The sequence below is a fragment of the Streptomyces sp. M41(2017) genome, assembly GCF_002078175.1.
Lineage (GTDB): Bacteria > Actinomycetota > Actinomycetes > Streptomycetales > Streptomycetaceae > Streptomyces.
In genome coordinates this window covers 5,131,042-5,155,366 of record NZ_MWFK01000001.1, presented here as the reverse complement: position 1 = coordinate 5,155,366, position 24,325 = coordinate 5,131,042, and the positions used below count along the sequence as shown (strand labels likewise).

The 24,325-nt window shown below is 72.2% G+C and carries 23 protein-coding genes; 14 read left to right on the top strand and 9 right to left on the bottom strand.

From position 1 onward, the window contains the following. Window positions 1–26: 26 nt before the first annotated feature. Genes B0675_RS22485 through B0675_RS22475 form a run of 3 tightly spaced genes read right to left on the bottom strand, consistent with a single transcriptional unit; the run spans window position 27 to window position 3,566 of the window. Entirely contained in the window at window positions 27–1,019 is a 993-nt protein-coding gene (locus B0675_RS22485; RefSeq protein ID WP_081220611.1) for an ABC transporter permease, read from the bottom strand. Further along, window positions 1,012–2,052: an ABC transporter permease gene (locus B0675_RS22480; protein ID WP_081220610.1), complete on the bottom strand. Its 1,041-nt coding sequence runs from the start codon at window positions 2,050–2,052 to the stop codon at window positions 1,012–1,014. The genes B0675_RS22485 and B0675_RS22480 overlap by 8 nt, the downstream gene beginning before the upstream one ends. Beyond that, the gene (locus B0675_RS22475; RefSeq protein WP_081220609.1) at window positions 2,049–3,566 is read right to left on the bottom strand and encodes a sugar ABC transporter ATP-binding protein; all 1,518 of its coding nucleotides are present in this window, start codon (window positions 3,564–3,566) and stop codon (window positions 2,049–2,051) included. The genes B0675_RS22480 and B0675_RS22475 overlap by 4 nt, the downstream gene beginning before the upstream one ends. Before the next feature lie 364 nt (window positions 3,567–3,930). Between B0675_RS22475 and rhaI the strand changes: the two genes are divergently transcribed. The 7 genes from rhaI to B0675_RS22440 all read left to right on the top strand — a co-directional run bounded on the left by rhaI (window position 3,931) and on the right by B0675_RS22440 (window position 13,105). Beyond that, window positions 3,931–5,091, top strand: a complete 1,161-nt coding sequence (gene rhaI / locus B0675_RS22470) for an L-rhamnose isomerase (protein ID WP_081220608.1) — start codon at window positions 3,931–3,933, stop codon at window positions 5,089–5,091. A gap of 332 nt (window positions 5,092–5,423) precedes the next feature. Then, entirely contained in the window at window positions 5,424–7,463 is a 2,040-nt protein-coding gene (locus tag B0675_RS22465; protein ID WP_081220607.1) for a bifunctional rhamnulose-1-phosphate aldolase/short-chain dehydrogenase, read from the top strand. Window positions 7,464–7,468: 5 nt separating this feature from the next. Then, window positions 7,469–8,914, top strand: a complete 1,446-nt coding sequence (locus B0675_RS22460; RefSeq protein ID WP_081220606.1) for a rhamnulokinase family protein — start codon at window positions 7,469–7,471, stop codon at window positions 8,912–8,914. 94 nt (window positions 8,915–9,008) lie between these two features. Further along, window positions 9,009–9,764: a (Fe-S)-binding protein gene (locus tag B0675_RS22455; RefSeq protein ID WP_081220605.1), complete on the top strand. Its 756-nt coding sequence runs from the start codon at window positions 9,009–9,011 to the stop codon at window positions 9,762–9,764. After that, a complete protein-coding gene (locus B0675_RS22450; protein WP_081220604.1) occupies window positions 9,761–11,254 on the top strand; it encodes a LutB/LldF family L-lactate oxidation iron-sulfur protein in 1,494 nt (497 codons plus the stop codon). The genes B0675_RS22455 and B0675_RS22450 overlap by 4 nt, the downstream gene beginning before the upstream one ends. Continuing rightward, entirely contained in the window at window positions 11,251–11,901 is a 651-nt protein-coding gene (locus B0675_RS22445) for an LUD domain-containing protein (RefSeq protein WP_081220603.1), read from the top strand. Before B0675_RS22450 ends, B0675_RS22445 begins: the two co-directional genes overlap by 4 nt. Before the next feature lie 49 nt (window positions 11,902–11,950). Then, on the top strand, window positions 11,951–13,105 hold the full coding sequence (locus B0675_RS22440; RefSeq protein WP_081220602.1) for a betaine/proline/choline family ABC transporter ATP-binding protein: 1,155 nt from the start codon (window positions 11,951–11,953) through the stop codon (window positions 13,103–13,105). 11 nt (window positions 13,106–13,116) lie between these two features. Here the strand turns inward: B0675_RS22440 and B0675_RS22435 are convergent, their stop codons facing one another. From B0675_RS22435 to B0675_RS22420, 4 genes are read right to left on the bottom strand one after another with little or no spacing between them, the layout of a single operon-like run. After that, a complete protein-coding gene (locus tag B0675_RS22435; RefSeq protein ID WP_081220601.1) occupies window positions 13,117–13,734 on the bottom strand; it encodes a hypothetical protein in 618 nt (205 codons plus the stop codon). A gap of 51 nt (window positions 13,735–13,785) precedes the next feature. Further along, a complete protein-coding gene (locus tag B0675_RS22430; protein WP_081221945.1) occupies window positions 13,786–14,712 on the bottom strand; it encodes an ABC transporter substrate-binding protein in 927 nt (308 codons plus the stop codon). Between the two features lie 23 nt (window positions 14,713–14,735). Next, complete coding sequence (locus tag B0675_RS22425; RefSeq protein WP_081221944.1) at window positions 14,736–15,407, bottom strand: ABC transporter permease; 672 nt, start codon at window positions 15,405–15,407, stop codon at window positions 14,736–14,738. Further along, on the bottom strand, window positions 15,404–16,084 hold the full coding sequence (locus B0675_RS22420; protein WP_081220600.1) for an ABC transporter permease: 681 nt from the start codon (window positions 16,082–16,084) through the stop codon (window positions 15,404–15,406). The genes B0675_RS22425 and B0675_RS22420 overlap by 4 nt, the downstream gene beginning before the upstream one ends. 180 nt (window positions 16,085–16,264) lie before the next feature. Here B0675_RS22420 and B0675_RS22415 point away from each other — a divergent pair, with 180 nt between their 5' ends. Together B0675_RS22415 and B0675_RS22410 are read left to right on the top strand one after the other, a co-directional pair. Then, complete coding sequence (locus tag B0675_RS22415) at window positions 16,265–17,053, top strand: ABC transporter ATP-binding protein (RefSeq protein WP_081220599.1); 789 nt, start codon at window positions 16,265–16,267, stop codon at window positions 17,051–17,053. A gap of 3 nt (window positions 17,054–17,056) precedes the next feature. Then, complete coding sequence (locus B0675_RS22410; protein WP_081220598.1) at window positions 17,057–18,373, top strand: ABC transporter permease; 1,317 nt, start codon at window positions 17,057–17,059, stop codon at window positions 18,371–18,373. Window positions 18,374–18,574: 201 nt separating this feature from the next. On the opposite strand, the gene B0675_RS22405 is transcribed toward B0675_RS22410, so the two are convergent. After that, window positions 18,575–19,540, bottom strand: coding sequence for a pirin family protein (locus tag B0675_RS22405; RefSeq protein ID WP_081220597.1), 966 nt, complete (start codon window positions 19,538–19,540; stop codon window positions 18,575–18,577). A 267-nt stretch (window positions 19,541–19,807) separates the two neighbouring features. Here B0675_RS22405 and B0675_RS22400 point away from each other — a divergent pair, with 267 nt between their 5' ends. The 4 genes from B0675_RS22400 to B0675_RS22385 all read left to right on the top strand — a co-directional run bounded on the left by B0675_RS22400 (window position 19,808) and on the right by B0675_RS22385 (window position 22,101). Continuing rightward, on the top strand, window positions 19,808–20,323 hold the full coding sequence (locus B0675_RS22400) for a MarR family transcriptional regulator (RefSeq protein ID WP_081220596.1): 516 nt from the start codon (window positions 19,808–19,810) through the stop codon (window positions 20,321–20,323). Next, window positions 20,320–20,778 (top strand): MarR family transcriptional regulator, encoded by a 459-nt coding sequence (locus tag B0675_RS22395; RefSeq protein WP_081220595.1) that lies wholly within the window; start codon window positions 20,320–20,322, stop codon window positions 20,776–20,778. The genes B0675_RS22400 and B0675_RS22395 overlap by 4 nt, the downstream gene beginning before the upstream one ends. 74 nt (window positions 20,779–20,852) lie before the next feature. Further along, on the top strand, window positions 20,853–21,200 hold the full coding sequence (locus B0675_RS22390) for a tetratricopeptide repeat protein (RefSeq protein ID WP_081220594.1): 348 nt from the start codon (window positions 20,853–20,855) through the stop codon (window positions 21,198–21,200). Between the two features lie 244 nt (window positions 21,201–21,444). Then, on the top strand, window positions 21,445–22,101 hold the full coding sequence (locus B0675_RS22385; protein ID WP_081220593.1) for a peptide deformylase: 657 nt from the start codon (window positions 21,445–21,447) through the stop codon (window positions 22,099–22,101). Between the two features lie 158 nt (window positions 22,102–22,259). Here the strand turns inward: B0675_RS22385 and B0675_RS22380 are convergent, their stop codons facing one another. Further along, window positions 22,260–23,693 (bottom strand): NAD(P)/FAD-dependent oxidoreductase, encoded by a 1,434-nt coding sequence (locus B0675_RS22380; RefSeq protein WP_081220592.1) that lies wholly within the window; start codon window positions 23,691–23,693, stop codon window positions 22,260–22,262. A 120-nt stretch (window positions 23,694–23,813) separates the two neighbouring features. Between B0675_RS22380 and trxA the strand changes: the two genes are divergently transcribed. Beyond that, a complete protein-coding gene (trxA, locus tag B0675_RS22375; protein WP_081220591.1) occupies window positions 23,814–24,215 on the top strand; it encodes a thioredoxin in 402 nt (133 codons plus the stop codon). Window positions 24,216–24,325 lie beyond the last annotated feature (110 nt).

Genomic DNA, 24,325 nt, shown 5'->3' with positions numbered 1-24,325 from the left:
GTCCTTTACGGGGGTGAGCGGAGCGGTTACGAGATCGGAGTCGAGGCGGCTCTGCGGCCCGCCCTCGCTACGGAGATCTGCCGTGCGACCCGGGGGCCGAGCACGGAGACGACGAGCAGAACGCCGGTGACGACGATCTGCGACTGCGCGGAGACGTTGAGGAGGCTCATCACGTTCTGGAGTGCGCCGAGCAGGAAGACTCCCGCGACGGCGCCGCCGAGCGTGCCCTTGCCGCCGTCGAAGTCGATGCCGCCGAGCAGGACGGCGGCCACGACGGACAGTTCGAGCCCGTTGGCGTTGTCGTAGCGGGCGCTGGCGTAGTGCAGGGCCCAGAAGACGCCGGTCAGGGAGGCCATCAGACCGGTCGCGACGAACAGGAGCAGCTTCTGCCGCTTGACGCGGATGCCGGCGAAGCGGGCGGCCTCCTCGTTGGCGCCGATGGCGAACGACGACCGCCCGAAGGGGGTGGCGTGCAGCACGACGACGGCGACGGCGAGGAGGACCAGGAAGGGCAGGAAGGCCTGCGGGACGAACGTGTCACCGATGCGCCCGGCGGCGAAGTTCAGGTACGGGGTGGGGAAGTCGGTGACCGCGTCGGAGCCGAGCACGATCTGCGCGATGCCCCGGTAGGCGGCCAGCGTACCGATGGTGACGGCGAGGGACGGCAGCCCGAGCCGGGTCACCAGCAGGCCGTTGACCAGTCCGCACGCCACGCCGAGCAGCAGGCACAGCGGGATGATCGTCTCGATCGACATGCCCTGGTTCCACAGGACGCCCATCACCGAGCCGGAGAGTCCCGCCGTGGAGGCGACCGACAGGTCGATCTCGCCGGCGACCACGAGCAGGGTCATCGGCAGGGCGATCAGCGCGATCGGCAGGGTGTTGCCGATCAGGAACGACAGGTTGAGGGCGTTGCCGAAGCCGTCCACGAAGGAGAAGGAGAACAGCAGCAGGACGATGAGGAGGGCGCCGACGACCGTGTCCCAGCGGACGGCGCGCGCGAGAGCGGAGTCAGCCATGGCGGGCGTTCCTCTTCTTCAGGGCGGAGGCCACGCGCAGCGCGACGACCCGGTCGACCGCGATGGCGAGGATGAGCAGGATGCCGTTGATGGCGAGCACCCAGACGGAGCTGACGCCGAGGGCGGGCAGCACGCTGTTGACGGAGGTCAGCAGGAGGGCGCCGAGGGCCGCGCCGTAGACGCTGCCGGAGCCGCCGGTGAAGACGACGCCGCCGACCACGACCGCGCTGACGACGGTGAGTTCGTAGCCGTTGCCGGTGCCCGAGTCGACGTTGCCGAACCGGGCGAGGTACAGGGCGCCGGCGAGTCCGGCGAGTCCGCCGCAGACGATGTACGCGGTGAGGATGCGCTTGCGGACCGGGATGCCGGCGAGGCGGGCCGCCTCGGGGTTGGAGCCGAGGGCGTACAGCTCGCGGCCGCTCCCGAAGTGCTTCAGGTAGTACGCGGTGACCACGAGGACGGCCAGGGCGATGAGCGCGAGGTACGGGACGGCGGAGATGCCGCCGGAGCCGAAGTCGACGAAACCGCCGGACAGGTCGGCCGCGGTGATCTGCCGGGAGCCGACCCAGATGGAGTCGATGCCGCGGATGATGTAGAGCGTGCCCAGGGTGACGACGAGGGCGGGCACCTGGCCGAGGCTGACGAGGAGTCCGTTGACGAGCCCGCAGCCGATGCCGAGGAGCACGGCGAGGACGATCGCGACGACGCCGTTGCCGCCGCCCTGGAGGTAGGTGCCGGCCGCGAAGGCGCTGATGCCGAGGGTCGAGCCGACCGAGAGGTCGACGTTGCGGGTGATCACGACGAGGGACTGGCCGGTGGCGACCAGCACGAGGATGGTCGCGTTCAGCAGGAGGTCCTTGATGCCCTGTTCGGACAGGAACTCGCTGTTGCCCATCTGGGTGATGGCGATCATCACCAGGAAGACGGCCAGGATGGCGAGTTCGCGCATCTTGAAGACGCGGTCCACCAGCCGGGTGCCGCTGGACTTGGGCACCTCGGTGGCGGGTGCGGGGGTGGGCGCGGTGACCGTCATGCGGCGGCCCTCCCGGTGGCTGCGGCCATCACGGTTTCCTCGGTGGCTTCGGAGCGTGGGATCTCGGCGGTGAGGCGGCCCTCGTGCATCACGAGCACGCGGTCGGCCATGCCGAGGATCTCGGGCAGATCGGAGGAGATCATCAGGACGGCCACCCCGTCGGCGGCCAGCTCGCTCAGCAACCGGTGGACCTCGGCCTTCGTACCGACGTCGATGCCACGCGTCGGCTCGTCGACGATGAGCACCTTGGGGCCGGTGGCGAGCCACTTGGCGAGGACGACCTTCTGCTGGTTGCCGCCGGAGAGCGTGGCGACGGTGTCGGCGATCCGCGCGTACTTCACCTGGAGCCTGACGGCCCAGTCGAGGGAGCGGCTGCGCTCGGCGCCGCGGTCCATCAGGCCCGCCCGGACCGTCGTCCGCAGCCCGGTCAGGCCGATGTTGCGCTCGATGGACATGTCCATCACCAGGCCCTGGGCGCGGCGGTCCTCGGGGACGAGCGCGAGGCCGGCGGCCATGGCGGTCGACGGGGCGCCGTTCGTCAGCGCCTTCCCGTCGATCTGCACCTCGCCGGCGTCCCAGCGGTCCACCCCGAACACGGAGCGGGCCACCTCGGTGCGTCCGGCGCCGACGAGACCGGCGAGGCCGACGATCTCGCCGCGCCGGACGTCGAAGGAGATGTCGGTGAAGACGCCCTCCCGGGTCAGCCGGCGCACGCTCAGGGCGACTTCGCCGGCCTCGACGTCCTGCTTGGGATAGAGCTCGTCGAGGTCGCGGCCGACCATGCGCCGGACCAGGTCGTCCTCGGTCATGCCCTCCAGCGGTTCGCTGGAGATGAGCGCCCCGTCGCGCAGGGTCGTGACGCGCCGGCAGATCTGGAAGATCTCCTCCAGCCGGTGCGAGATGAACAGCACCGCGGAGCCCTGGTCGCGCAGGGTGCGCACCACGCCGAACAGGCGGGACACCTCGCTGCCGGTGAGGGCGGCGGTGGGCTCGTCCATGATCAGGACCCGGGCGTCGAAGGAGAGCGCCTTGGCGATCTCGACGATCTGCTGGTCGGCGATGGACAGTCCGCGTGCCGGGCGCTCGGGGTCGAGTTCGACGCCGAGGCGCTTCATCAGGGCGGCGGTCGCCGCGTGGGTCGCCTTGTGGTCGATGCGGCCGAGGGCCCGCCGCGGCCGGCGGCCCATGAAGATGTTCTCGGCGATCGAGAGGTCGGGGAAGAGGGTGGGCTCCTGGTAGATCACCGCGATGCCCGCGTCACGGGCGTCGGCGGGGCCGTGGAAGACGACGGGCTCGCCGTCCAGGATCACCTGGCCGGCGTCCGGTCGGTGCACGCCGGCGAGCGCCTTGATGAGGGTCGACTTGCCCGCGCCGTTCTCTCCGGCGAGCGCGTGCACCTCGCCGGGGAACAGTTCCAGGGACACGTCCCGCAGGGCGCGCACGGCGCCGAAGGACTTCGACAGGTCCTTCAGCGCCAGCACCGGGGTCGGTCCCGTGTCGGACGGGTGGGTCATGAGGGGCTCCTCGACGACGCCTGCGGGACGGCCCCCACGACGTCGTGAAAGGTTTCAATTGGGTTGCCGGGACGTTAGGCAGGTCACCCAGGTCACGTCAATGGGTTCGTGGCGAAATTCTTCGAGGGCCAAAGTTCACAGCAGAGTCACGAACAAAGGCTGGCGCCGCAGGGGTTGACAGCCCTTCGGGGTGCTCATAGCTTCGCTCCTGAATCGTTTCAGCCGTTGTGTTCAGCAAGCCGGTGATCAGCCTCGGGGGAAGCCCGCGTGGCAGGGCCCCGGGAAGCGTCCGGGAAGCCGGCACCGCAGCGGTTCAGGAAGCCGTCGGACAGCCGTTCCCACTCGAAGTCGTAGGAGCCCCGAAGTGACCGAGTTCGCCGCGGTGAAGGCCGCGCTCAAGACCCAGGCCGTCGAGACGCCGTCATGGGCGTACGGGAACTCGGGAACCCGGTTCAAGGTCTTCGCGCAACCGGGCGTGCCCCGGACCCCCGAGGAGAAGATCGACGACGCCGCCAAGGTCCACGAGTTCACCGGCGCCGCCCCGACCGTCGCCCTGCACATCCCCTGGGACCGGGTCGACGACTTCGCCGCGCTCGCCAAGCACGCCGAGGAGCGCGGCCTGAAGCTGGGCGCGATCAACTCCAACACCTTCCAGGACGACGACTACCGGCTCGGGTCCGTCTGCCACCCGGACGCCGCGGTGCGCCGCAAGGCCGTGGGCCACCTGCTCGAATGCGTCGACATCATGGACGCGACGGGCTCCCGGGACCTCAAGCTGTGGTTCGCGGACGGAACCAACTACCCCGGCCAGGACGACCTGCGCGAGCGCCAGGACCGGCTGACCGAAGCCCTCGCCCAGGTCCACGACCGGCTCGGCGACGACCAGCGCATGCTGCTGGAGTACAAGTTCTTCGAGCCCGCCTTCTACGCCACCGACGTCCCCGACTGGGGCACGGCCTACGCGCACTGCCTCAAGCTCGGCCCCAAGGCACAGGTCGTCGTCGACACCGGGCACCACGCGCCCGGCACCAACATCGAGTTCATCGTCGCCACCCTGCTGCGCGAGGGGAAGCTCGGCGCCTTCGACTTCAACTCCCGCTTCTACGCCGACGACGACCTCATGGTCGGCGCGGCCGACCCCTTCCAGCTGTTCCGGATCATGTACGAGGTGATCCGCGGCGGCGGCTTCACCCCGGACGTCGCCTTCATGCTCGACCAGTGCCACAACATCGAGGCGAAGATCCCGGCGATCATCCGGTCGGTGATGAACGTCCAGGAGGCCACGGCCAAGGCGCTCCTCGTCGACCGTGACGCGCTCGCCGCGGCCCAGCGCTCCGGGGACGTCCTGGCCGCCAACGCGGTCGTCATGGACGCCTACAACACGGACGTGCGGCCGCTGCTCGCCGAGGTGCGCACCGAGCTGGGACTCGACCCCGACCCGGTGGCCGCGTACCACCGCTCGGGGTGGGCCGAGCGGATCGCCGCCGAGCGGGTGGGGGGACAGCAGGCGGGGTGGGGCGCGTAGGGAGGCGCCGGTTCCGCATCGGCGCCGGCTCTCTCTGAGGGCCGTTCCCTCTGAGGACTCACGCGGTCCGAGGTCCCGCTCTCCCACTCCTTCCGAGGGCTCGCCCTCCCTGAGGAGGGGCCGTCCTCCGCTCCGGAGGTCCGCGGCCGGGCGGAGCGGGGGCCGGCCGCCGGGTCGCGTCCGGCCCGCGGGCCGGTCGCCGGGGCGCGGGACCGTTCTGGCCGGTCGCGCCGTTCCCCGCGCCCCTGACGGGGCGCTCCCGCTCGGGTTCCTCCCTAGTGCACCTCTTCCTCTCCCCCCTTCCTCCCCTCCTCTTCCAAAGGATCCGGAACATGGCACCCCATCCCGAAGCCGCCGCTCTGCTGGCCCGGTCCCGCCGGCTCGGCGCAGATCCCCGCAACACCAACTACGCGGGCGGCAACACCTCCGCGAAGGGCACCGACACCGACCCCGTGACCGGTGGGGACGTGGAGCTGATGTGGGTGAAGGGGTCGGGCGGCGACCTCGGCACGCTCACCGAGGGCGGGCTCGCGGTACTGCGCCTGGACCGCCTGCGGGCGATGACCGAGGTGTACCCGGGCGTGGAGCGCGAGGACGAGATGGTCGCCGCCTTCGACTACTGCCTGCACGGCAAGGGCGGTGCCGCCCCCTCCATCGACACCGCGATGCACGGACTCGTCGACGCGCCGCACGTCGACCATCTGCACCCCGACTCCGGGATCGCGCTGGCCTGCGCGGCCGACGGGGAGAAGCTGACCTCCGAGTGCTTCGGCGACAGCGTGGTGTGGGTGCCGTGGCGCCGGCCCGGCTTCCAGCTGGGCCTCGACATCGCGGCGGTCAAGGAGGCCAACCCCGGGGCGATCGGCTGTGTCCTGGGCGGGCACGGCATCACCGCGTGGGGCGCCACGGCCGAGGAGTGCGAGCGCAACTCGCTGCACATCATCCGCACCGCCGAGGCCTTCCTCGCCGACCGCGGCAGGGCCGAGCCGTTCGGGCCCGTCGTCGAGGGGTTCGAACCCCTCGCCCCGGCCGACCGCCGTGAGCGCGCCGCCGCGCTGGCCCCGCATGTCCGCGCCCTGGCCTCGCAGGACCGGCCGCAGGTCGGGCACTTCACCGACTCCGACGAGGTGCTGGACTTCCTCGCCCGCGCCGAACACCCCCGGCTCGCGGCGCTCGGCACCTCGTGCCCCGACCACTTCCTGCGCACCAAGGTCAGGCCGCTCGTCCTCGACCTGTCGCCGGCCGCCTCCCTCGACGACGCGGTCGCCCGCCTGAAGGAACTGCACGCCGAGTACCGCGTGGAGTACGCCGCCTACTACGAGCGGCACGCGGAGCCCGGCTCCCCCGCGATGCGCGGCGCCGACCCGGCGATCGTGCTGGTTCCCGGGGTCGGCATGTTCTCCTTCGGCAAGGACAAGCAGACGGCACGGGTGGCGGGCGAGTTCTACGTGAACGCCGTCAACGTGATGCGCGGCGCCGAGGCCGTCTCGACGTACGCGCCGATCGAGGAGTCGGAGAAGTTCCGCATCGAGTACTGGGCCCTGGAGGAGGCCAAGCTCCAGCGGATGCCGAAGCCCAAGCCGCTCGCCACCCGGGTGGCACTGGTGACGGGTGCGGGCAGCGGCATCGGCAGGGCCATCGCGGAGCGGCTGGCGGCCGAGGGCGCGTGCGTGGTGGTCGCGGACCTCAACGCCGAGGGCGCCGAGGAGGTCGCCGCCGGTCTCGGCGGTCCCGACAAGGCCGTCGCGGTGCGGGTGGACGTCACCTCCGAGGAGCAGATCGCCGAGGCGTTCAAGGCGGCGGTGCTGGCATTCGGCGGGGTCGACCTGGTGGTCAACAACGCGGGCATCTCGATCTCCAAGCCGCTGCTGGAGACCACGGCGAAGGACTGGGACCTCCAGCACGACATCATGGCGCGCGGCTCCTTCCTCGTCTCGCGCGAGGCGGCCCGGGTGATGATCGCGCAGGAACTGGGCGGGGACATCGTCTACATCGCCTCCAAGAACGCGGTGTTCGCCGGACCCAACAACATCGCCTACTCCGCCACCAAGGCCGACCAGGCTCATCAAGTACGACTCCTCGCAGCCGAGTTGGGCGCACACGGCATCCGCGTCAACGGCGTCAACCCGGACGGGGTGGTGCGCGGCTCGGGCATCTTCGCGGGCGGCTGGGGTGCCCAGCGGGCCGCGACGTACGGCATCGAGGAGGAGAAGCTCGGCGAGTTCTACGCCCAACGGACCATCCTCAAGCGGGAGGTGCTGCCGGAGCATGTCGCGAACGCCGTGTTCGCGCTGACCGGCGGGGACCTGACGCACACCACGGGGCTGCACGTCCCGGTCGACGCCGGCGTCGCCGCCGCGTTCCTGCGATGACGTCGATGCACACCCCGCACACCTACGCCGCGGTCGACCTCGGCGCGTCCAGCGGACGCGTCATGGTCGGCCGGGTCGGCCCGGACACCCTGCACCTGGCGGAGGCGCACCGCTTCCCGAACCGTCCGGTCCGGGGCCCCGAGGGGCTGCGCTGGGACATCCTCGCGCTGTACGCGGGAGTCCTCGACGGGCTCCGCGCCGCCGGGCAGGTCGACTCCGTCGGCATCGACAGCTGGGCCGTGGACTACGGCCTGCTGGACGCGGACGGGGCGCTGCTCGGCAACCCGGTGCACTACCGCGACACCCGCACGGAGGGCGTCGCGGAGAAGGTCTGGGCGACCGTGCCCGCCGCCGAGCTGTACGCGGCGACCGGCCTGCAGTACGCGCCGTTCAACACCCTGTACCAGTTGACGGCGGCCCGCTCCACCGCTCAACTCGGCTTCGCGAAACGGCTGTTGCTCGTACCCGACCTCTTGGCGTACTGGCTCACGGGCGAGGCCGGCACCGAGCTCACGAACGCCTCCACCACGCAGCTGATCGATCCCGGCACGCGCGACTGGGCGTACGGTCTCGCGGAGCGTCTCGGCATCGACCTCACGCTGTTCGCGCCGCTGCGCCGGCCCGGCGATCCGGCCGGGACGCTGCTGCCGCGCGTCCTGGAGGAGACCGGGCTGACCGGGCCGGTGCCGGTGACGACGGTCGGTTCGCACGACACGGCGTCGGCGGTGGCCGCCGTCCCGGCCACCGGGGAGCGGTTCGCGTACATCTGCACCGGCACCTGGTCGCTCGCGGGTCTGGAACTGGACGCGCCGGTGCTCACCGAGGCGAGCCGGGCCGCCAACTTCACCAACGAACTGGGCCTCGACGGCACGGTCCGCTACCTGCGCAACATCATGGGGCTGTGGCTGCTCCAGGAGTGCGTACGGGAGTGGGGCGACCCCGATCTCGGCGAACTCCTGTCGTCCGCCGCCGAGGTGGCGCCGCTGCGGTCGGTGGTGGACGCGGGCGACGCGGCGTTCCTCGCGCCCGCCCGGATGCCGGCACGGATCGCGGAGGCGTGCCGGGAGTCCGGGCAGCCGGTGCCGGCCTCCCGCGCCGAGATCACCCGGTGCATCCTCGACTCCCTCGCGCTCGCCCACCGCCGCGCGGTCCGGGAGGCGCAGGCTCTCGCCGACCGTCCCGTCGACGTCGTGCACATCGTGGGCGGTGGCACCCGCAACGAACTGCTCTGCCAACTCACCGCCGACGCCTGCGGGTTGCCCGTCGTGGCGGGCCCGACGGAAGCGGCCGCGCTCGGCAACGTCCTCGTCCAGGCCCGGGCCCACGGGCTGGTCGGCGACCGCGCCGGGATGCGCCGGCTGGTGGCCCGCAGCCAGCCGCCGCGCCGCTACGAGCCGCGCGGTGACACGGCCGCCTGGCGCGCGGCCGAGGCCCGGCTCGGCACTCCGTGACCCGTCCGTCGTCCGGCGGGCGCGCGGTGCCTCCCGCACCACGTGCCCGCCGCGTACGCTGCACCCATCCGATGATCGAGACCAAGGAGCTGCGATGCGAGTCGCCCTGTTCCTGACCTGTGTCAACGACACGCTGTATCCGGACACCGGCCGCGCCGTGGTGAAACTGCTGACCAGACTGGGTGTCGACGTCGATTTCCCGATGGGGCAGACCTGCTGCGGACAGGCCCACTACAACACCGGCTACCGCCACGAGGCCGAGCCGTTGGCCCGTCACTTCTCCGATGTCTTCGGCGCGTACGACGCGATCGTGACGCCGTCGGGGTCGTGCGGGGCGATGGTGCGGGAGCTGTATCCGCGGATGGGCGAGCGGGCGCGCGCCGAGGGGCGGGGCGACAGCCTGGCCCGGACACTGGCGCCGGTCGTGCCGAAGACGTACGAGCTGACGGAGTTCCTCATCGACGTTCTCGGGGTGACGGACGTCGGCGCGTACTACCCGCACACGGTGACCTATCACCCCACCTGTCACGGCCTGCGCAGCCTGGGCCTCGGGGACCGGCCGCACCGGCTGCTCCAGGCGGTCAAGGGGCTCGAACTGCGGGAGCTGCCCGGCGCGGACGAGTGCTGCGGCTTCGGCGGCACCTTCGCCGTGAAGAACCCCGACGTGTCCGCTGCGATGGGTGCCGACAAGGTGCGCAACGCCGAGTCGACCGGGGCCGACGTGCTGTGCGCGGCCGACAACTCGTGTCTGATGCACATCGGCGGCACGATGGGCCGCCTCAGCACGGACATGCGGCCCGTGCACATCGCGGAGATCCTGGCGAGCACGGAAGAGGAGCCGAGCGCATGAGCGGAACGTTCGTCGGAATGCCGGCCTTTCCCGCGGCCGCGCACGAGGCCGTCCACGACAGCACCCTGCGGGACAATCTGCGCCACGCCACCCACACCATCCGCGCCAAGCGCGAGAAGGCCGTCGCGGAGGTCTCCGACTGGGCGGCGCTGCGCGAGGCAGGGAAGCAGATCAAGGACCACACGCTCCGGCATCTCGACCGCTATCTCGTCCAGTTGGAGGAGGCGGTCACCGCGGCGGGCGGCGTCGTGCACTGGGCCGCCGACGCCGACGAGGCCAACCGGATCGTCACCGCGCTGGTGAGGATGACCGGCGAGACCGAGGTCGTCAAGGTCAAGTCGATGGCCACCCAGGAGATCGGGCTGAACGAGGCGCTGGAGGCCGCGGGCATCCACGCCTACGAGACCGATCTCGCCGAGCTGATCGTGCAGTTGGGCAAGGACCGGCCGTCGCACATCCTCGTCCCCGCGATCCACCGCAACCGCGGCGAGATCCGCGACATCTTCGCCCGCGAGATGGGCGAGTGGGGCCGGCCCGCGCCCGAGGGACTCACCGACACGCCCGCCGAACTGGCGGAGGCCGCACGTCTGCACCTGCGCGAGAAGTTCCTGCGCGCCAAGGTCGGCATCTCCGGCGCCAACTTCATGGTCGCCGAGACCGGCACGCTCGTCGTCGTGGAGTCCGAGGGCAACGGGCGAATGTGTCTGACGCTCCCCGAGACCCTGATCTCGGTGGTCGGCATCGAGAAGATCGTGCCGAGCTGGCGGGACCTGGAGGTGTTCCTGCAGACCCTCCCGCGCTCCTCCACGGCCGAGCGCATGAACCCGTACACGTCGATGTGGACGGGAACCAAGGACGGTCGCGCTGGGGAGGGCGACGGGCCGGGGACCTTCCATCTGGTGCTGCTGGACAACGGCCGTACCGACACGCTCGCCGACGAGGTCGGCCGCCAGGCCCTGCGCTGCATCCGCTGTTCGGCCTGCCTCAACGTCTGCCCGGTGTACGAGCGGGCGGGCGGACACGCCTACGGCTCGGTCTACCCGGGGCCGATCGGCGCCATCCTGAGCCCGCAGCTGCGGGGCACCGGCAGTGAGATCGACGCCTCCCTGCCGTACGCCTCATCACTGTGCGGCGCCTGCTACGAGGTGTGCCCCGTCGCCATCGACATCCCGGAGGTCCTCGTGCATCTGCGCGAGCGGATCGCCGAGGGAGGACCCGCCACACGCGACGGGAACCGGGTCCTCCTCAAGCCCGCCAAGGGGCACGCGGCGGAGCGGGCGGCGATGCGAGCGGCACGGTGGGCCTTCAGCCATCCCGGCGCGCTGCGCGGCGGCCAGCGGCTGGCGTCGCGGACCCGGCGCTTCCACCCGCGCACCCTGCCGGGGCCGGGCCGGGCATGGAGCGCCACCCGCGATCTGCCGGAGGTACCGGCGGAGTCGTTCCGCGACTGGTGGCAGCGGACGCGGGGCGGAAAGGACGTGACGAAGTGAGCAGCAGGGATCTCATCCTCGGCCGGGTGCGGCGGGCGACCGCCGACATCCGCGACGACGACACCCCGTACGAGCGGGCCGTGGACCGGAGTTATCTGCGCGAGCACGGAGAACGGTCCACAGACCGGACGGTCGCGTTGCTCGCGGAGAACCTGGCGGACTACCGGGCGGTCGTGCACCGCTGCGCGGCCGACGCGCTGCCGGCGACCATCGCCGGTCTGCTGGCCGCCCGGGGTTCCGGCACGGTCGTCGTACCGGAGGGCCTCGACGGGGCCTGGCTCGCGGAGAGCGCGGTGACGCTCGTCGCGGACCGCGCCACGGGCACGGCCCACGAGCTGGACGCGGTCGACAGCGTGGTCACCGCATGCGCGGTGGCCGTCGCCGAGACCGGCACCATCGTCCTGGACGCCTCCCCCGACCAGGGCCGGCGCCGCATCACCCTCGTGCCGGACCACCACATCTGTGTCGTCCGGGTCCCCGGTCAGGTCGTCTCCTCCGTGCCGCAGGCCCTGGAACGTCTGGACCCGGCACGCCCGCTGACCTGGATCTCCGGCCCCTCCGCGACCAGCGACATCGAACTGGACCGGGTGGAGGGGGTGCACGGCCCGCGCACCCTGGAGGTGGTGCTGGTCGACGACGCTTCCTAGGGCGTCCCGCCGTCGAGCGGGGAGCACGTCGCGCGGTTAGCGTGAGGACATGATCCGGTTCGAGCAGGTCAGCAAGGTCTACCCGGACGGTACGAAGGCCGTGGACGACCTCTCCTTCGAGGTGGACGAGGGTGAACTCGTCACGCTCGTCGGCCCGTCGGGCTGCGGCAAGACGACGACCATGATGATGGTGAACCGGCTGATCGAGCCGACGTCGGGCCGGATCCTCGTGAACGGCGAGGACATCGCCGAGGTCGACCCCGTGCGGCTGCGGCCCCGGATCGGGTACGTCATCCAGCAGGTCGGCCTGTTCCCGCACCGGACGATCCTGGACAACACGGCGACCGTGCCGACCCTGGTCGGCTGGAAGAAGGCCAAGGCCCGCGCACGAGCAGCCGAACTCCTCGACCTGGTCGGCCTCGACCCCGCCACCTACGGGTCGCGCTACCCCGAGCAGTTGTCGGGTGGTCAGCGCCAGCGGGTCGGGGTGGCGCGGGCGCTGGCCGCCGATCCGCCGGTACTGCTGATGGACGAGCCGTTCGGCGCCGTGGACCCGGTGGTGCGGGAGCAGTTGCAGGACGAGTTCCTGAGCATGCAGCGATCCGTCCGCAAGACGGTGCTGCTGGTCACCCACGACATCGAGGAGGCCGTCCGCCTCGGCGACCGGATCGCGGTGTACGGGCAGGGGCGCATCGAGCAGTTCGACACCCCGGGAGCGGTCCTGGGAACCCCTGCCACGCCGTACGTCGCCGAGTTCGTCGGCGCCGACCGCGGGCTGAAGCGGCTGTCGGTCACCGAGATCGAGGCCGACGACCTGGAACAGCCGCCGGTCGCACGGCTCGACGAGAGTGCCGCCGGGGCCGCGGCGCGGCTGCGCGGGGACGGCTCCCGCTGGGCCGTGGTCCTCGACACGGACGGCGACCTGCACGGCTGGGTCGGCGTCGACGAACTCGGCGCGGGCGGCCTGGTCGGTGCGTACGCCCACCGGATGAACTCCTGGGTCCCGGTGGGAGCCCCGCTGAAGCAGGCGTTCGGTGTGATGCTGCAGCACGACGCCGGCTGGGTCGCCGTCCTCGACGGCGCCCGCTTCCTCGGCGTCCTCACCCCCGCCAAACTCCACGAGGCCCTGCGCCGCTCGGTCGACGCCGACGCCCGGGGGGTCCCGCGCGGCCAGGTCGACTTCGACTCGGTGGCGGACGCCTGAGGGAGGGATCGTCAGGAATAGGCGACCGGGCTGCCGCGGCGCAGCACGAACTGGGCCGCGCGCAGGTACAGCGCGACGTAGAAGGCCGTGTCCAGGTCGTCGGCCCAGGGCCCCGGGCGGGTGGCCGCCAGGTCCTTCGCCGCCCCGTCCCGGAACCACGTCGTCAATTCCAGGTTGTCGGACGTCGCGGGGACGGCGGACGGCAGCCCGACCGCCTCGGCGAGACGCTCCGCGAGCGCCAGCACCTGGGGTGCGCCGGCGACCATCGTCTCGTCCGTGTAGGCGGAGGCGACCGGCAGCGAGATCTCCTCGTCGAGCGATATCGGCACCAGCAGCGTCCAGCCGCAGAGCACCTCGGTCTCCGCCGGGGACAAGTGGGCCTCGCACAGCGCGACGAAGCCGTCCATCGGCGGGACGAGCTTCTCCTCGAAGGCGAGCCCGGAACCCCGGACGAAGGGCGCCTCTTCGGGCAGGGAGGTGAACGGCGGCAGGCCACGGGCGCGCAAGGCGTCGTTCAACGCGGCGGCACGCGGCCCGTATCCGGTCCCCTCCTCTTCCTCGTCCTCGTCCTCGTCGTCGTCCTCGCCGGACCATTCGCCCGCGCTGATACTGACCAGGTAGATCCCCATGCCCGGAAGCTACCGCGTGCCACTGACAGTCCCCGCGAGGACGCCCGCCCCTCACTTCAGCAGGCCCTTGTCCTTCAGATAGGTGCGGGCCACGTCCTCCGGGAGGCGGCGCCAGCTGTCCACCTGCTCGTTCATGGTGGCCAGGTCGGCGGTGGTGAGGACCTGGTTGAGCCGGTCGAGCGCCTTGGCGGGTCCCTCGCCGCCGGCGCGGGCGCGGTTGACGACGGGGACGAGGTAGTCGGCGTTCTGGAGGTGCTTGTCGTCGGCGAGCAGAACCAGGCCGAACTCGTCCAGGGTGGCGTCGGTGGTGGTGGTCAGCACCATCTGGTCCTGGCCGTTCTGCACGGCCTTCTTGGCCTGGGTGGTGCCGACGCCCTTCGGGTCGACGCCGGTGATGTCGATCCCGTACGTCTTCCTCAGACCGGGTTCGCAGTACGGCCGCTCGACGCATTCGTCGCCCGCGGCGAGGCGGACCTTCAGACCGGATCTGCCGAGATCGCTGAGGGTCTTGAGGTGGTGCTCGCGGGCGTACTCCTTGGTCACCGCGAAGGCGTTCTGGTCGACCGCCCTGCCCGGGTCGAGGACGGTGAGGCCGCGGGGTGTCGCGAGCTTGCGCAGGGCGGTCATGGTGGCGTCGAGGTCGGGTGAGCCGACCGGCGGCGCGTCGGCTCCGTTGGTCTTCGCGTTCAGCCAGTCGGCGAAGGTGGCGGCGTACTCGGCGACCACGTCGATCTGGCCCGATTCGAGCGCGGGTTCGTACAGTTCGCGGTTGGCGACGGTGAGCATCGACGTCTTGTAGCCGGCCTGCTCGAGCAGCAGGGAGTACATCTGGGCGAGCAGGTCGCTCTCGGTGAAACCGGCCGAGCCCACGGTCAGGTTCTTGCTGTCGCCCGGCGGGGCGGTGACGTCGCCCTGCGTCTCCAGCGAGGGCCCCGTGCCGCAGCCCCCGGCCAGGAGCGCGATCGCCAGGGCCGGCACCGCGAGGGTGGCGGCGCCGCGCCTCACCGGGTGCCCCGCGCCCACCGCGGGGACAGCCGCTCCGCGATCTCGAAGACGGCTTCGACGATCAGGGCGAACACGGCCACCAGGACGGCTCCCGCGACGACCTGCGGGGTGCTCGCCAGGTTGAACCCCGCGGTGATGATCCGGCCGAGGCCGCCGCCGCCCGCGAGGGCCGCGATGGTGGCGGTCGCGACGAGCTGGACGGCGGCGATCCGCACCCCGTTCATGATCATCGGGAGGGCGAGCGGCACTTCCACGCCGAAGAGCATCTGGCGTCCGGTCATGCCCATCCCGCGCGCCGCCCGTACGACGTCACGGTCGACCTCGCGCATCCCGACGTAGGCGTTGGTGAGCAGCGGCGGTACGGCGAAGAGGACCAGCGCGACGACGGTGGGGCCCTCGCCCCACCGGCCGATCGGCGTGAGCAGCAGGATCACCAGCACCGCGAACGTGGGGATCGCGCGGCCCACGTTGGAGATGTTCACGGCGAGCGCGCCGCCCTTGCCGAGATGGCCGAGGACGAGGGCGACGGGCAGCGCGATCAGACAGCTGATGACCAGGCAGACGACCGTGAGGACGAGATGCTGGGCGAGGCGGTGCCAGACGCCGTCGTCGCCCGACCAGTGGGCGGGGTCGGTGAGCCAGTCCCAGGCCCCGGTCAGTGTGTTCACCGGCGGGCCGCCCGCGTCCAGGGCGTGATGAGCCACTGCACGCCGAGCAGCAGCAGGTCGGCCGCGACGGCGATGACGACGCACAGCACGGACGCGGTGAGCACCTGGGCCTTGAAGTAGGTGTTCATGCCCGCGTAGATGAGGTTGCCGAGTCCCCCGAAGCCGACGATCGCGCCGACGGTGACGAGCGAGACGGCCGACACGGTGGCGATCCGCAGGCCGGCCATCGCGGCGGGGACGGCGAGCGGGAGTTCGACGGTGAGGAGCAGCCGGATCGGCCCGTATCCCATGCCCCGTGCGGCCTGCCGGGTCTCCTCGGGGACGGCGCGCAGCCCGGCGAGGATGTTCCGCACGAGGAGCGTCAGCGAGTACAGGACGAGCCCGGCGGCGACCAGCGAGGCGGACAGGCCGTACACGGGCAGCAGGAGCGAGAACATCGCGAGCGAGGGGACCGTGTAGAGGATCGTCGTCACCGCGAGGACCGGTCCGGCCGCCCAGCGCCAGCGCCGGGCGAGGACGGCGAGCGGCACGGCGAGGACGAGGGCGATCGCGACGGCGACCGCCGTGAGCTGGAGGTGCTGGACCGTCGCGTCGACGAGGATGTGGCGACGCGTGCTCAGGTACTCGCCGCAGATCCACTCGTTGCGCGCGAGGCAGTCGTCCGGGGGCGCGGTCACGCGTCCATTGCACCGGGTGGTCGGCAGGGTGCGCGCGTTGTGGTGGCCCGTACGGGGGTGGCCCGGTGCGCGGGGGTGGCGCTGAGTACACCGCGCGATACGGGTTCTGCGCCCCGTGTGGTCGCGACGCCGTCTCCGTAGCGTCGTGGACGAGGCACAGGACGTGCCGGACGGAGGGCGATGACGATGTTCCGCTCAGCGCGCCGCACCCAGGACACGGGCCCTGCCCCGGAGGCTCTGCGGCTGGTCAAGGTCACGAGGACGTACGGGGAGGCGGAGAGCGCCGTGACGGCGCTCGACGGGGTGACGCTCGGTCTGGCGCGGGGTACGTTCACCGCGGTCATGGGCCCGTCGGGGTCGGGGAAGTCCACGTTGCTGCAGTGCGCCGCCGGTCTCGACCGGCCCGACAGCGGCATCGTGATGGTCGACGGCACGGAGATGACGAGCGGCGGTGAGGCGGAGCGGACCCGGTTCCGGCGGGAGCGGATCGGCTTCGTGTTCCAGCAGTACAACCTGCTGCCGACGCTGACGGTCGCGCAGAACACGGTGCTGCCGCTCCGGCTGGCCCGGCGTCGCGTGGACAGGGCCCGGGCCCGGCAGGTCCTCACGTCGCTCGGTCTGGGCGACCGGCTGGGGCATCTGCCCGAGCAGCTCTCGGGCGGGCAGCGGCAGCGGGCGGCGATCGCCCGGGCGCTGATCACCCAGCCGCGGGTGATCTTCGCGGACGAGCCGACCGGCGCCCTGGACACCCGCAGCGCCCGGGAGGTGCTGGCGCTGCTGCGCCGAGCGGTGACCGAACACGGCACCACGGTGGTGATGGTGACGCACGATCCGCTCGCGGCGTCCCACGCGGACGCGGTCGTGTTCCTGGCGGACGGACGGCTCGCGGGCGAACTGCGGGCGCCGACCGTGGACGCGGTCGCCGAACGTCTGGCGCACCTCGGCGACGACGCACCGCTGGGAGCGTGAGTCATGGTCACCCTCTCCCTTGCCCTGCGCTCCCTCCGCAAGCGTCCCGGCCGCTTCACCGCGACCCTGCTGTCGGCGTTCCTGGGTGCCGTGGTCGTCATGACCTTCGACTCGCTGCACGACACGGCCGGGCAGCCCGGCGTGGACCCGGTGAGCGCCGAGTCGCTGTCCACCGCGGCGAGCGTGGTCGGCGGGTACGGCACCCTGCTGGTGTTCTTCGCGGTCGCCTCGACGCTCACGGTGAACGTGCGGCAACGCGGCGCCGAGACCGAGCTGTTGCGCCGCTCGGGCGCCACCCCGGGGCAGATCCGGCGGATGGTGGTCGGTGAGGCGGTGGCGGTCGCACTGGTGGGGGTACTGCTGGCCGTCGGACCGGCGATGCTCGGCGGGCGGGCCCTGCTGGGCGTGTTCGAGGACAGCGGCCAGGTGCGGCGGTCCGTGGACTACGTCTTCGGTCCCGTCGCCCTCATGTCGGGCCTCGGCATCACGCTGCTCGCGTCGGCGGGCGCCGCGTTCCTCGCGGTGCGGCGCGCGACCCGCGGACAGCGGCCGGTCGGCCGGACACGGAAGGTTCTGGCGTACGCGGCGACGGCCGTCGGTGCCGCCGCCGTGTGTTCGACGTTCGCCTTCTCGGCGGACGACGCGGCGCTGATGGCACCGCCGGCCTACGGAGCGATCCTGCTGTCGATGGGCTGCGCGTCGCTCTCGCCGCGGCTCCTGACGGCGCTGCTCGACCGGCTGCCCCTGTCGGGTCCGAGCGGCTATCTCGCGGTACGCAATCTGCGGCGCCGCGCGGACGAGCTGTCCGGTGTCCTGATGCCGCTGATCCTGTTCACCTGCATGGCGACGGCGACGCTGTACATGCAGGCCGTCGAGAACGACGCGATCGATGCCTCGGGGCTGGTGAAGTCCGTCGACTCGAAGAACCTGGAGACCCTGAACCTGGTCGTCGTCGGCATCATCGTGGTGTTCTCCTGCGTCATGCTCGTGAACTCCCTGTACGCGGCGACGACGTACCGGAGCAGGGAGTTCGGCGGTCAGCGGCTGGCCGGCGCGACCCCGGGCCAGGTGCTCGGCACGGTCGGCACGGAGGGCGTGATCCTCACGGTGACGGGCGTCCTGCTCGGCACCGGTGCGGCGCTCGCCGGGATCGTCCCGTTCACGCTGGTCCGCACGGACGCCGCGTGGCCGGGCCGGGGTCCGGGCATCTGGCTCGCCGTCGTCGCGGTCGCGACGGCGGTGACGCTGGGGACCGGCCTGCTGACGGCACGGGCGGCGCTGCGCACTCCGGCGGTCGAGGCGGTGGCGCCGGGCGCGTGAGTTCGCGGCACGGGATCCCGACGGGGGGCGGCCGGCGAGCGGCTGCCCCTCTCGCATGTCCGGGTCCCGTGCGTGCGACCTCGCGCTCCCCGCTTGAACTGCCGGTACAGCAAGACCTCCAGCACGACCACTTGGGGCGTCCGCCTCACACTCCGCCGCGTGGGGCGTCCGGTCCCCGGCCGTGCGGGCGGGGCACTCCGGTCAGCGCACCCGGCCGCGGGGCTTCAGGGGCACCGGCGGCAGGTCAGGGGCATGCAGCGGCGCGCCGTCGTAGCCCTTCACCTCACCGAAGCGGGAGCCCTTCGCCCAGTCCTGGCGGGCCTGTTCGATCTCCGCCTGGGTGCGTCCGATGAAGTTCCACCACATGATCAGCTCCTCCTCGAACGGTTCACCGCCCAGGAGCATGAGGCCCGCGTCCGTCGCGGCGCGCAGCGGGAGTTCGGTCCGGCCGCAGCCGAGGTACAGCATGGAGCCGGGGAGCATCGGCACCCCGTCGACATGGGTCTCGCCCGACATGGCGAGGACGGCGTACTCGAAGTCGGGCTCCAGCGGCAGGCGCAGGTCCGCCCCGCTCGCGAGGGCCAGGTCGGCTCCGACGATCGGGGTGTACGTCGTGCCGGGCGAGGTGGTGCCGTCGACCGTGCCCAGCAGGAGCGTGGCGCGCAGGCCGGGGGCGGTGACGACGGGCAGTTCGCCGTGATGCTCGAAGTGCGGGTCGGTGTGCCGGTGGCTGTCCGGCAGGGCGACCCAGAGCTGCGCGCCGTGCAGCAGGCGGGCGTGCGGCCGGGGGCTCTCCTCGGAGTGGCTGATCGCGCGACCGGAGGTCATCAGGCCCAGTTCGCGCGGGCGGATCGTCTGGAGGCTGCCCGTGGAGTCGCGGTGCAGGACCTCGCCCTCGTGCAGCCAGCTCACGGTCTGCAGGCCCATGTGCGGGTGCGGCGGGACCTGCATGCCGGGTTCGTCGGCGATGTCGTCGGGCCCGTAGTGGTCGACGAAGCACCAGGCGCCGACCATGCGCCGACCCAGGTTGGGGAGCAGGCGGCGGACTTCGGTGGACTCGCCGAGCTTGACCCGGCGAGGGCTGAGGAGTTCGCGCACCGGCTCGGCCACCACGAACCCGCGGCCACCGCAGAGAGCGGGAACCGCCTCCTGATCAAGATTGCTCATGGCCCACAACCTAGACCTGTCGGGGACCCCGCGTCAGGTCGTCGAACCGCCCATCCAGGGGCACTTGGCTCAGAACAGGCGCGATGGGTCGGGAGTTCCGAGCGGGTCCGTACGCCATTGGACGGAGCTGTCCTGTCCCATCGGGGTTCCGGCCCCGCTCCCGGCGACGCGGCAGCCACCGCTCGCGATCACCGGCGCCGGCACCGGCGCCGGCACCGGTCCGTCGTATAGTAGCCATGTACATAGTAGCCATGTACTGTTTCTTTCATGAGTTCTGCGCAGTCGGTCCCCGAGAACGCGACGCCCGGTTTCCTCGTCTGGCGCCTGTCCATGAAGTGGCGGGTCTCGGTCGACCGGGCGGTGGGTCCGCTGGGCCTGACGCACGCGCAGTATTCGCTGGTCGCGTCGCTGTACGGCATGCACCGGGACGGCGTGCGCCCCAGCCAGCGCCGGCTCGCCGACCACACGGGACTCGAACCGCTCTACGTCTCGAAGCTGGCCCGGTCCCTGGAGGCCGCCGGCATCGTCGACCGCACCCGCGACCCGGCGGACCCCCGCGCGGTGCAGTTGTCCCTCACCGAGGAGGGGCGCGAGATCACCGGCCGCGCGATCACCGTGGTCCAGGGCCTGCTCGAACAGCTTCTCGGCCCCCTGGGCGGCCTCGCGGGCGACCGTACACGGGCGTTCAGCCTTGAACTGGCCACCCTGCTCGACGTACCGCTCGATCCGCACGCCGGAGCCGGAGCGGTTCCGGACGCGACCTCTTCCAAGGAGCAGTCATGAGCACCTCCGTTCCGTCAACCCCCACCGCCCTCCCCGTCAACGGCCAGGTCATCGGCCTGGCCCACTACGCGAGCCGTGCCGCCCTGGAGCGGGTGCTGGCGCGCAGCGGCACCAGCTTCAACCGGTCCGTGGCCCTGCGGGCCGTCTCCGACAACGGCGGGACGGCCGAGCGCGCATGGCTGGTGGGCCGGCTGACCGGCGCACTGAAGATCGAGGAGTCGGTGGCCCGCGCGACCGTCGAGGAGATGACGGCGGACGAACTCCTGGCGGAGCCCGGCGCCGGGCAGGTGTCCCTGACCGATGCCGGGCGCGAGCTCTTCGACTCGATCCGCACCGCGGGCAACGCGATCGCGGCGCGGCTCTACGCGGGGATCCCGGCCGAGGACCTCGCGGCCGCCGGGCGGGTCCTCACCCTCGTCACCGAGCGGGCGGACGCGGAGCTCGCCGAGGCGTGAACCGGCCTGACCACCGTCAGGTCGTGGAATATTCAACCAACCCGGTCGGTTGTGGACGTCGAAGGAGGTCCGCAGTGGACACGACGTACTACGACCACGGAACGGCCGCGGAGCGCTGGGAGCGGGCGCAGCTGTTCTTCGACGCCAAGGACTACGCCGCGGCGGCGCGGGTGCTGGACGGGCTGGTCGAGGAGACCCCGGAGCAGGTGGGGCCCCGGCTGCTGCTGGCCCGTTCGTACTACCACTCGGCCCAACTGGGCCGCGCCGAGACCGAGTTGCGGGCACTGGTGGAGATCGACCCGGTCGAGCACTACGCCCGCCTCATGCTGGGGCGGACGCTGGAGCGCCAGGGGCGGCACGCGGAGGCGGCGTCGCACCTGCGGATCGCGTCGGCGCTCGCGGGCGACTTCCAGCAGGCCTGATCCTCAGCAGGCCTGCTGCGTTCCGCCGCACCATCGGGCGGGTGTCCGTCGCCCGTCCCGCCGCGGTTCCCACGCCGGAGGGCCGGTCACCTCGGTGACCGGCCCTCCGGCGTGCACGGGCACCGGACGCCCGCGCCTCCCGAAAGGGCCGCGCTCAGTCCGAAAGCGCCGGGTGTCCCGAGAAGTCGCGGGACTCGCCCGGCGCCGCCTCGATCCGAGCGAGCCGGCTTGGCATCCTGGCCCGATGGCATCCGAACGTGACTCCAGCGCCTCCCGCACCCTCAGCGACCTGGTCGAGGAACTCCTCGAACACGAAGGTCCGTTGCCGATCTTCGGAGCCGGCGACCCCGTGCTGCGGATGGCGGCCGAGCCGTTCGACGGACAGCTGGAGCCGGGTCTGCTGACGCGGTTCGTGGCCGCCCTGCGGGCCACGATGCACGCGGCACCGGGCGTCGGCCTCGCGGCCCCGCAGGTGGGGGTGCCGCTGCGGCTCGCCGTCATCGAGGACCCGGCACCGGTCCCCGAGGAGATCCGCCTGGCCCGCGGACGGGTTCCGCAGCCGTTCCGCGTCCTGGTGAATCCGTCGTACGAGGCAGTCGGCCAGGCCCGCGCCGCGTTCTTCGAGGGCTGCCTGAGCGTCCCCGGCTACCAGGCGGTGGTGGCCCGCCCCGAGGAGGTGCGGCTGACCGCGTGGGACGAGAACGGGCTGCCGGTCGACGAGGTGTTCCGAGGCTGGCCGGCCCGCATCGTCCAGCACGAGACGGACCACCTGGACGGAACGCTCTACCTCGACCGCGCGGAACCGCGCAGCCTGTCCTCGAACTGGGCAGCGGCCGAACTCTGGGGCCAGCCGACACCGGAACGGGCCGCCCAGGAACTGGGGTTCACGCTCCCGGGATAGCGGCGGCGGGACGCGGACGAGGACCTGTGGAGCGAGGAGTACCGGGAGTTGGTCGCCCTCGCCTGACGTTCGGTCATCGGGGAAGGGGCAGGCCGGGCGGCGCACCCTGCGTCGCCCGGCCTGTCGGTCCGTGGCCGGGGTATCCCCGGCCGGCCCGCTCACGCGTCCCGGTAAGCCTCCAGGAGCCGCAGCCAGACCTCGCTGACCGTCGGGTAGGACGGGACGGCGTGCCAGAGGCGGCTGATCGGGACCTCGCCGACTACGGCGACGGTCGCGGAGTGGATCAGTTCGCCGACGCCGGGGCCGACCAGGGTGAGACCGAGGACGACCTCGCGGTTGATGTCGACGATCATGCGGGCCTTGCCGCGATAGCCGTCGGCGTAGAGGCCCGCGCCGGCGACCGAGGACATGTCGACGTCGACGGCCCGTACCCGGTGGCCCGCCTGTTCCGCCTCCGCGAGGGAGAGGCCGACGGCCGCCGCCTCCGGGTCGGTGAAGACGACCTGCGGGACGCCGGCGTGGTCTGCGGTCGCGGCGTGCGCGCCCCACGGGTCCGTCTCCAGCAGCGGCACCCCGGCGGCGCGCGCGGCGATGGCGGCCCCCGCGATCCGGGCCTGGTACTTGCCCTGGTGGGTCAGCAGGGCGCGGTGGTTGACGTCCCCGACGGCGTACAGCCACTCGCTGCCGACGACGCGGAGGCTGTCGTCGACCTCCAGCCAGGTGCCGTCCCCCAGGCCCACGGTGCCGAGGCCGAGGTCGTCGGTGCGGGGTGCCCGGCCGGTGGCGAAGAGGATCTCGTCGGCCTCGATGCGGTCGCCGGTGTCCGTGAGCGCGACCACCGTCGAGCCCTCGCGGGACACGGCGGTCACCGAGACGCCGGTGCGCACATCCGCTCCGGCCTCGGTCAGCGCCTCGGCGACCAGTTCACCGGCGAAGGGCTCCATGCGGGGCAGCAGGCCCTTGCCACGGACGAGCAGGGTGACCTGGGATCCGAGGGCCTGCCAGGCCGTGGCCATCTCGGCGGCGACCACGCCGCCGCCGACCACGATCAGGCGCCCCGGCACGGCGTGCGCGCTGGTGGCCTCGCGGCTCGTCCACGGCTTGACCTGGTCGAGTCCGGGCAGGTCGGGCAGGAGGGCGCGGGTGCCGGTGCAGACGGCGACCGCGTGCCGCGCCGTGAGCGTGGTCCGGGTGCCGTCGGGGCCCTCGACCGTCACCGTGCGGGGGCCGGCCAGGCGGCCGTGACCGCGGTACAGCACCGCTCCGATGCCGTCCAGCCAGCCGATCTGGCCGTCGTCCTTCCAGTCCGAGGTGAACCAGTCGCGGCGGGCGAGCACCGCGGGGGCGTCGAGGGGGCCCTGTACGGCCTGGGCGAGGCCGGGTACGCGGCGGGCGTCGGCGCGGGCGATGGCAGGGCGCAGCAGGGCCTTGCTGGGCATGCACGCCCAGTACGAGCACTCGCCGCCGACCAGTTCGCTCTCCACGACCGCGGTGGAGAGGCCGGCCGCGCGAGCGCGGTCGGCCACGTTCTCCCCCACGGGCCCGGCACCGAGCACCACGACGTCGTAGGCGATGGATTCCGTTTCCGTCATGGGGCCAGTCTGGTTGCTGGTGTGCGTCGTGGCCACACGGGTACGGGCGCGGAATACGCCCCCGGTGGGTGGCGTTGTGCAAACCGGCATGAGCCGGACGTCAGGAAGAGGGAATATCGCATGAGCAGCACCGTGGAGCTCACCAAGGAGAACTTCGACCAGACGGTCACGGACAACGAGTTCGTCCTGATCGACTTCTGGGCGTCCTGGTGCGGGCCGTGCCGTCAGTTCGCACCGGTCTACGAGAAGGCCGCCGACGCGAACCCGGACCTGGTCTTCGCCAAGGTCGACACCGAGGCGCAGCCGGAGCTCGCGGCCGCCTTCGACATCCAGTCCATCCCGACCCTGATGATCGTGCGCGACCAGGTCGCGATCTTCGCGCAGCCCGGGGCGCTCCCCGCGGAGGCCCTGGAGGACGTGATCGGGCAGGCGCGGAAGCTCGACATGGACGAGGTCCGCAAGTCGGTCGCGGCCCAGCAGGCCGCGGCGGCCGAGGGTCAGCAGGCCCCGGGCGGCGAGTGACCTGAAGCGGGCACGGCGTCACCCGGCGGCCCGCCGCACTGGCGGCGGCACCGGGTGACGCGCCGTGTCCCGCGGCGAGGACGTGGCGAGGGCGTGGCGAGTCCCGGCCA

Excerpts from the sequence above, each read along its gene's own strand:
- B0675_RS22485 (WP_081220611.1), bottom strand. The coding sequence starts at position 1,019 with ATGGCTGACTCCGCTCTCGCGCGCGCCGTCCGCTGGGACACGGTCGTC.
- B0675_RS22480 (WP_081220610.1), bottom strand. The coding sequence starts at position 2,052 with ATGACGGTCACCGCGCCCACCCCCGCACCCGCCACCGAGGTGCCCAAG.
- B0675_RS22475 (WP_081220609.1), bottom strand. The coding sequence starts at position 3,566 with ATGACCCACCCGTCCGACACGGGACCGACCCCGGTGCTGGCGCTGAAG.
- B0675_RS22465 (WP_081220607.1), top strand. The coding sequence starts at position 5,424 with ATGGCACCCCATCCCGAAGCCGCCGCTCTGCTGGCCCGGTCCCGCCGG.
- B0675_RS22460 (WP_081220606.1), top strand. The coding sequence starts at position 7,469 with ATGCACACCCCGCACACCTACGCCGCGGTCGACCTCGGCGCGTCCAGC.
- B0675_RS22455 (WP_081220605.1), top strand. The coding sequence starts at position 9,009 with ATGCGAGTCGCCCTGTTCCTGACCTGTGTCAACGACACGCTGTATCCG.
- B0675_RS22450 (WP_081220604.1), top strand. The coding sequence starts at position 9,761 with ATGAGCGGAACGTTCGTCGGAATGCCGGCCTTTCCCGCGGCCGCGCAC.
- B0675_RS22440 (WP_081220602.1), top strand. The coding sequence starts at position 11,951 with ATGATCCGGTTCGAGCAGGTCAGCAAGGTCTACCCGGACGGTACGAAG.
- B0675_RS22435 (WP_081220601.1), bottom strand. The coding sequence starts at position 13,734 with ATGGGGATCTACCTGGTCAGTATCAGCGCGGGCGAATGGTCCGGCGAG.
- B0675_RS22415 (WP_081220599.1), top strand. The coding sequence starts at position 16,265 with ATGACGATGTTCCGCTCAGCGCGCCGCACCCAGGACACGGGCCCTGCC.
- B0675_RS22410 (WP_081220598.1), top strand. The coding sequence starts at position 17,057 with ATGGTCACCCTCTCCCTTGCCCTGCGCTCCCTCCGCAAGCGTCCCGGC.
- B0675_RS22405 (WP_081220597.1), bottom strand. The coding sequence starts at position 19,540 with ATGAGCAATCTTGATCAGGAGGCGGTTCCCGCTCTCTGCGGTGGCCGC.
- B0675_RS22400 (WP_081220596.1), top strand. The coding sequence starts at position 19,808 with ATGAGTTCTGCGCAGTCGGTCCCCGAGAACGCGACGCCCGGTTTCCTC.
- B0675_RS22395 (WP_081220595.1), top strand. The coding sequence starts at position 20,320 with ATGAGCACCTCCGTTCCGTCAACCCCCACCGCCCTCCCCGTCAACGGC.
- B0675_RS22385 (WP_081220593.1), top strand. The coding sequence starts at position 21,445 with ATGGCATCCGAACGTGACTCCAGCGCCTCCCGCACCCTCAGCGACCTG.
- B0675_RS22380 (WP_081220592.1), bottom strand. The coding sequence starts at position 23,693 with ATGACGGAAACGGAATCCATCGCCTACGACGTCGTGGTGCTCGGTGCC.
- trxA (WP_081220591.1), top strand. The coding sequence starts at position 23,814 with ATGAGCAGCACCGTGGAGCTCACCAAGGAGAACTTCGACCAGACGGTC.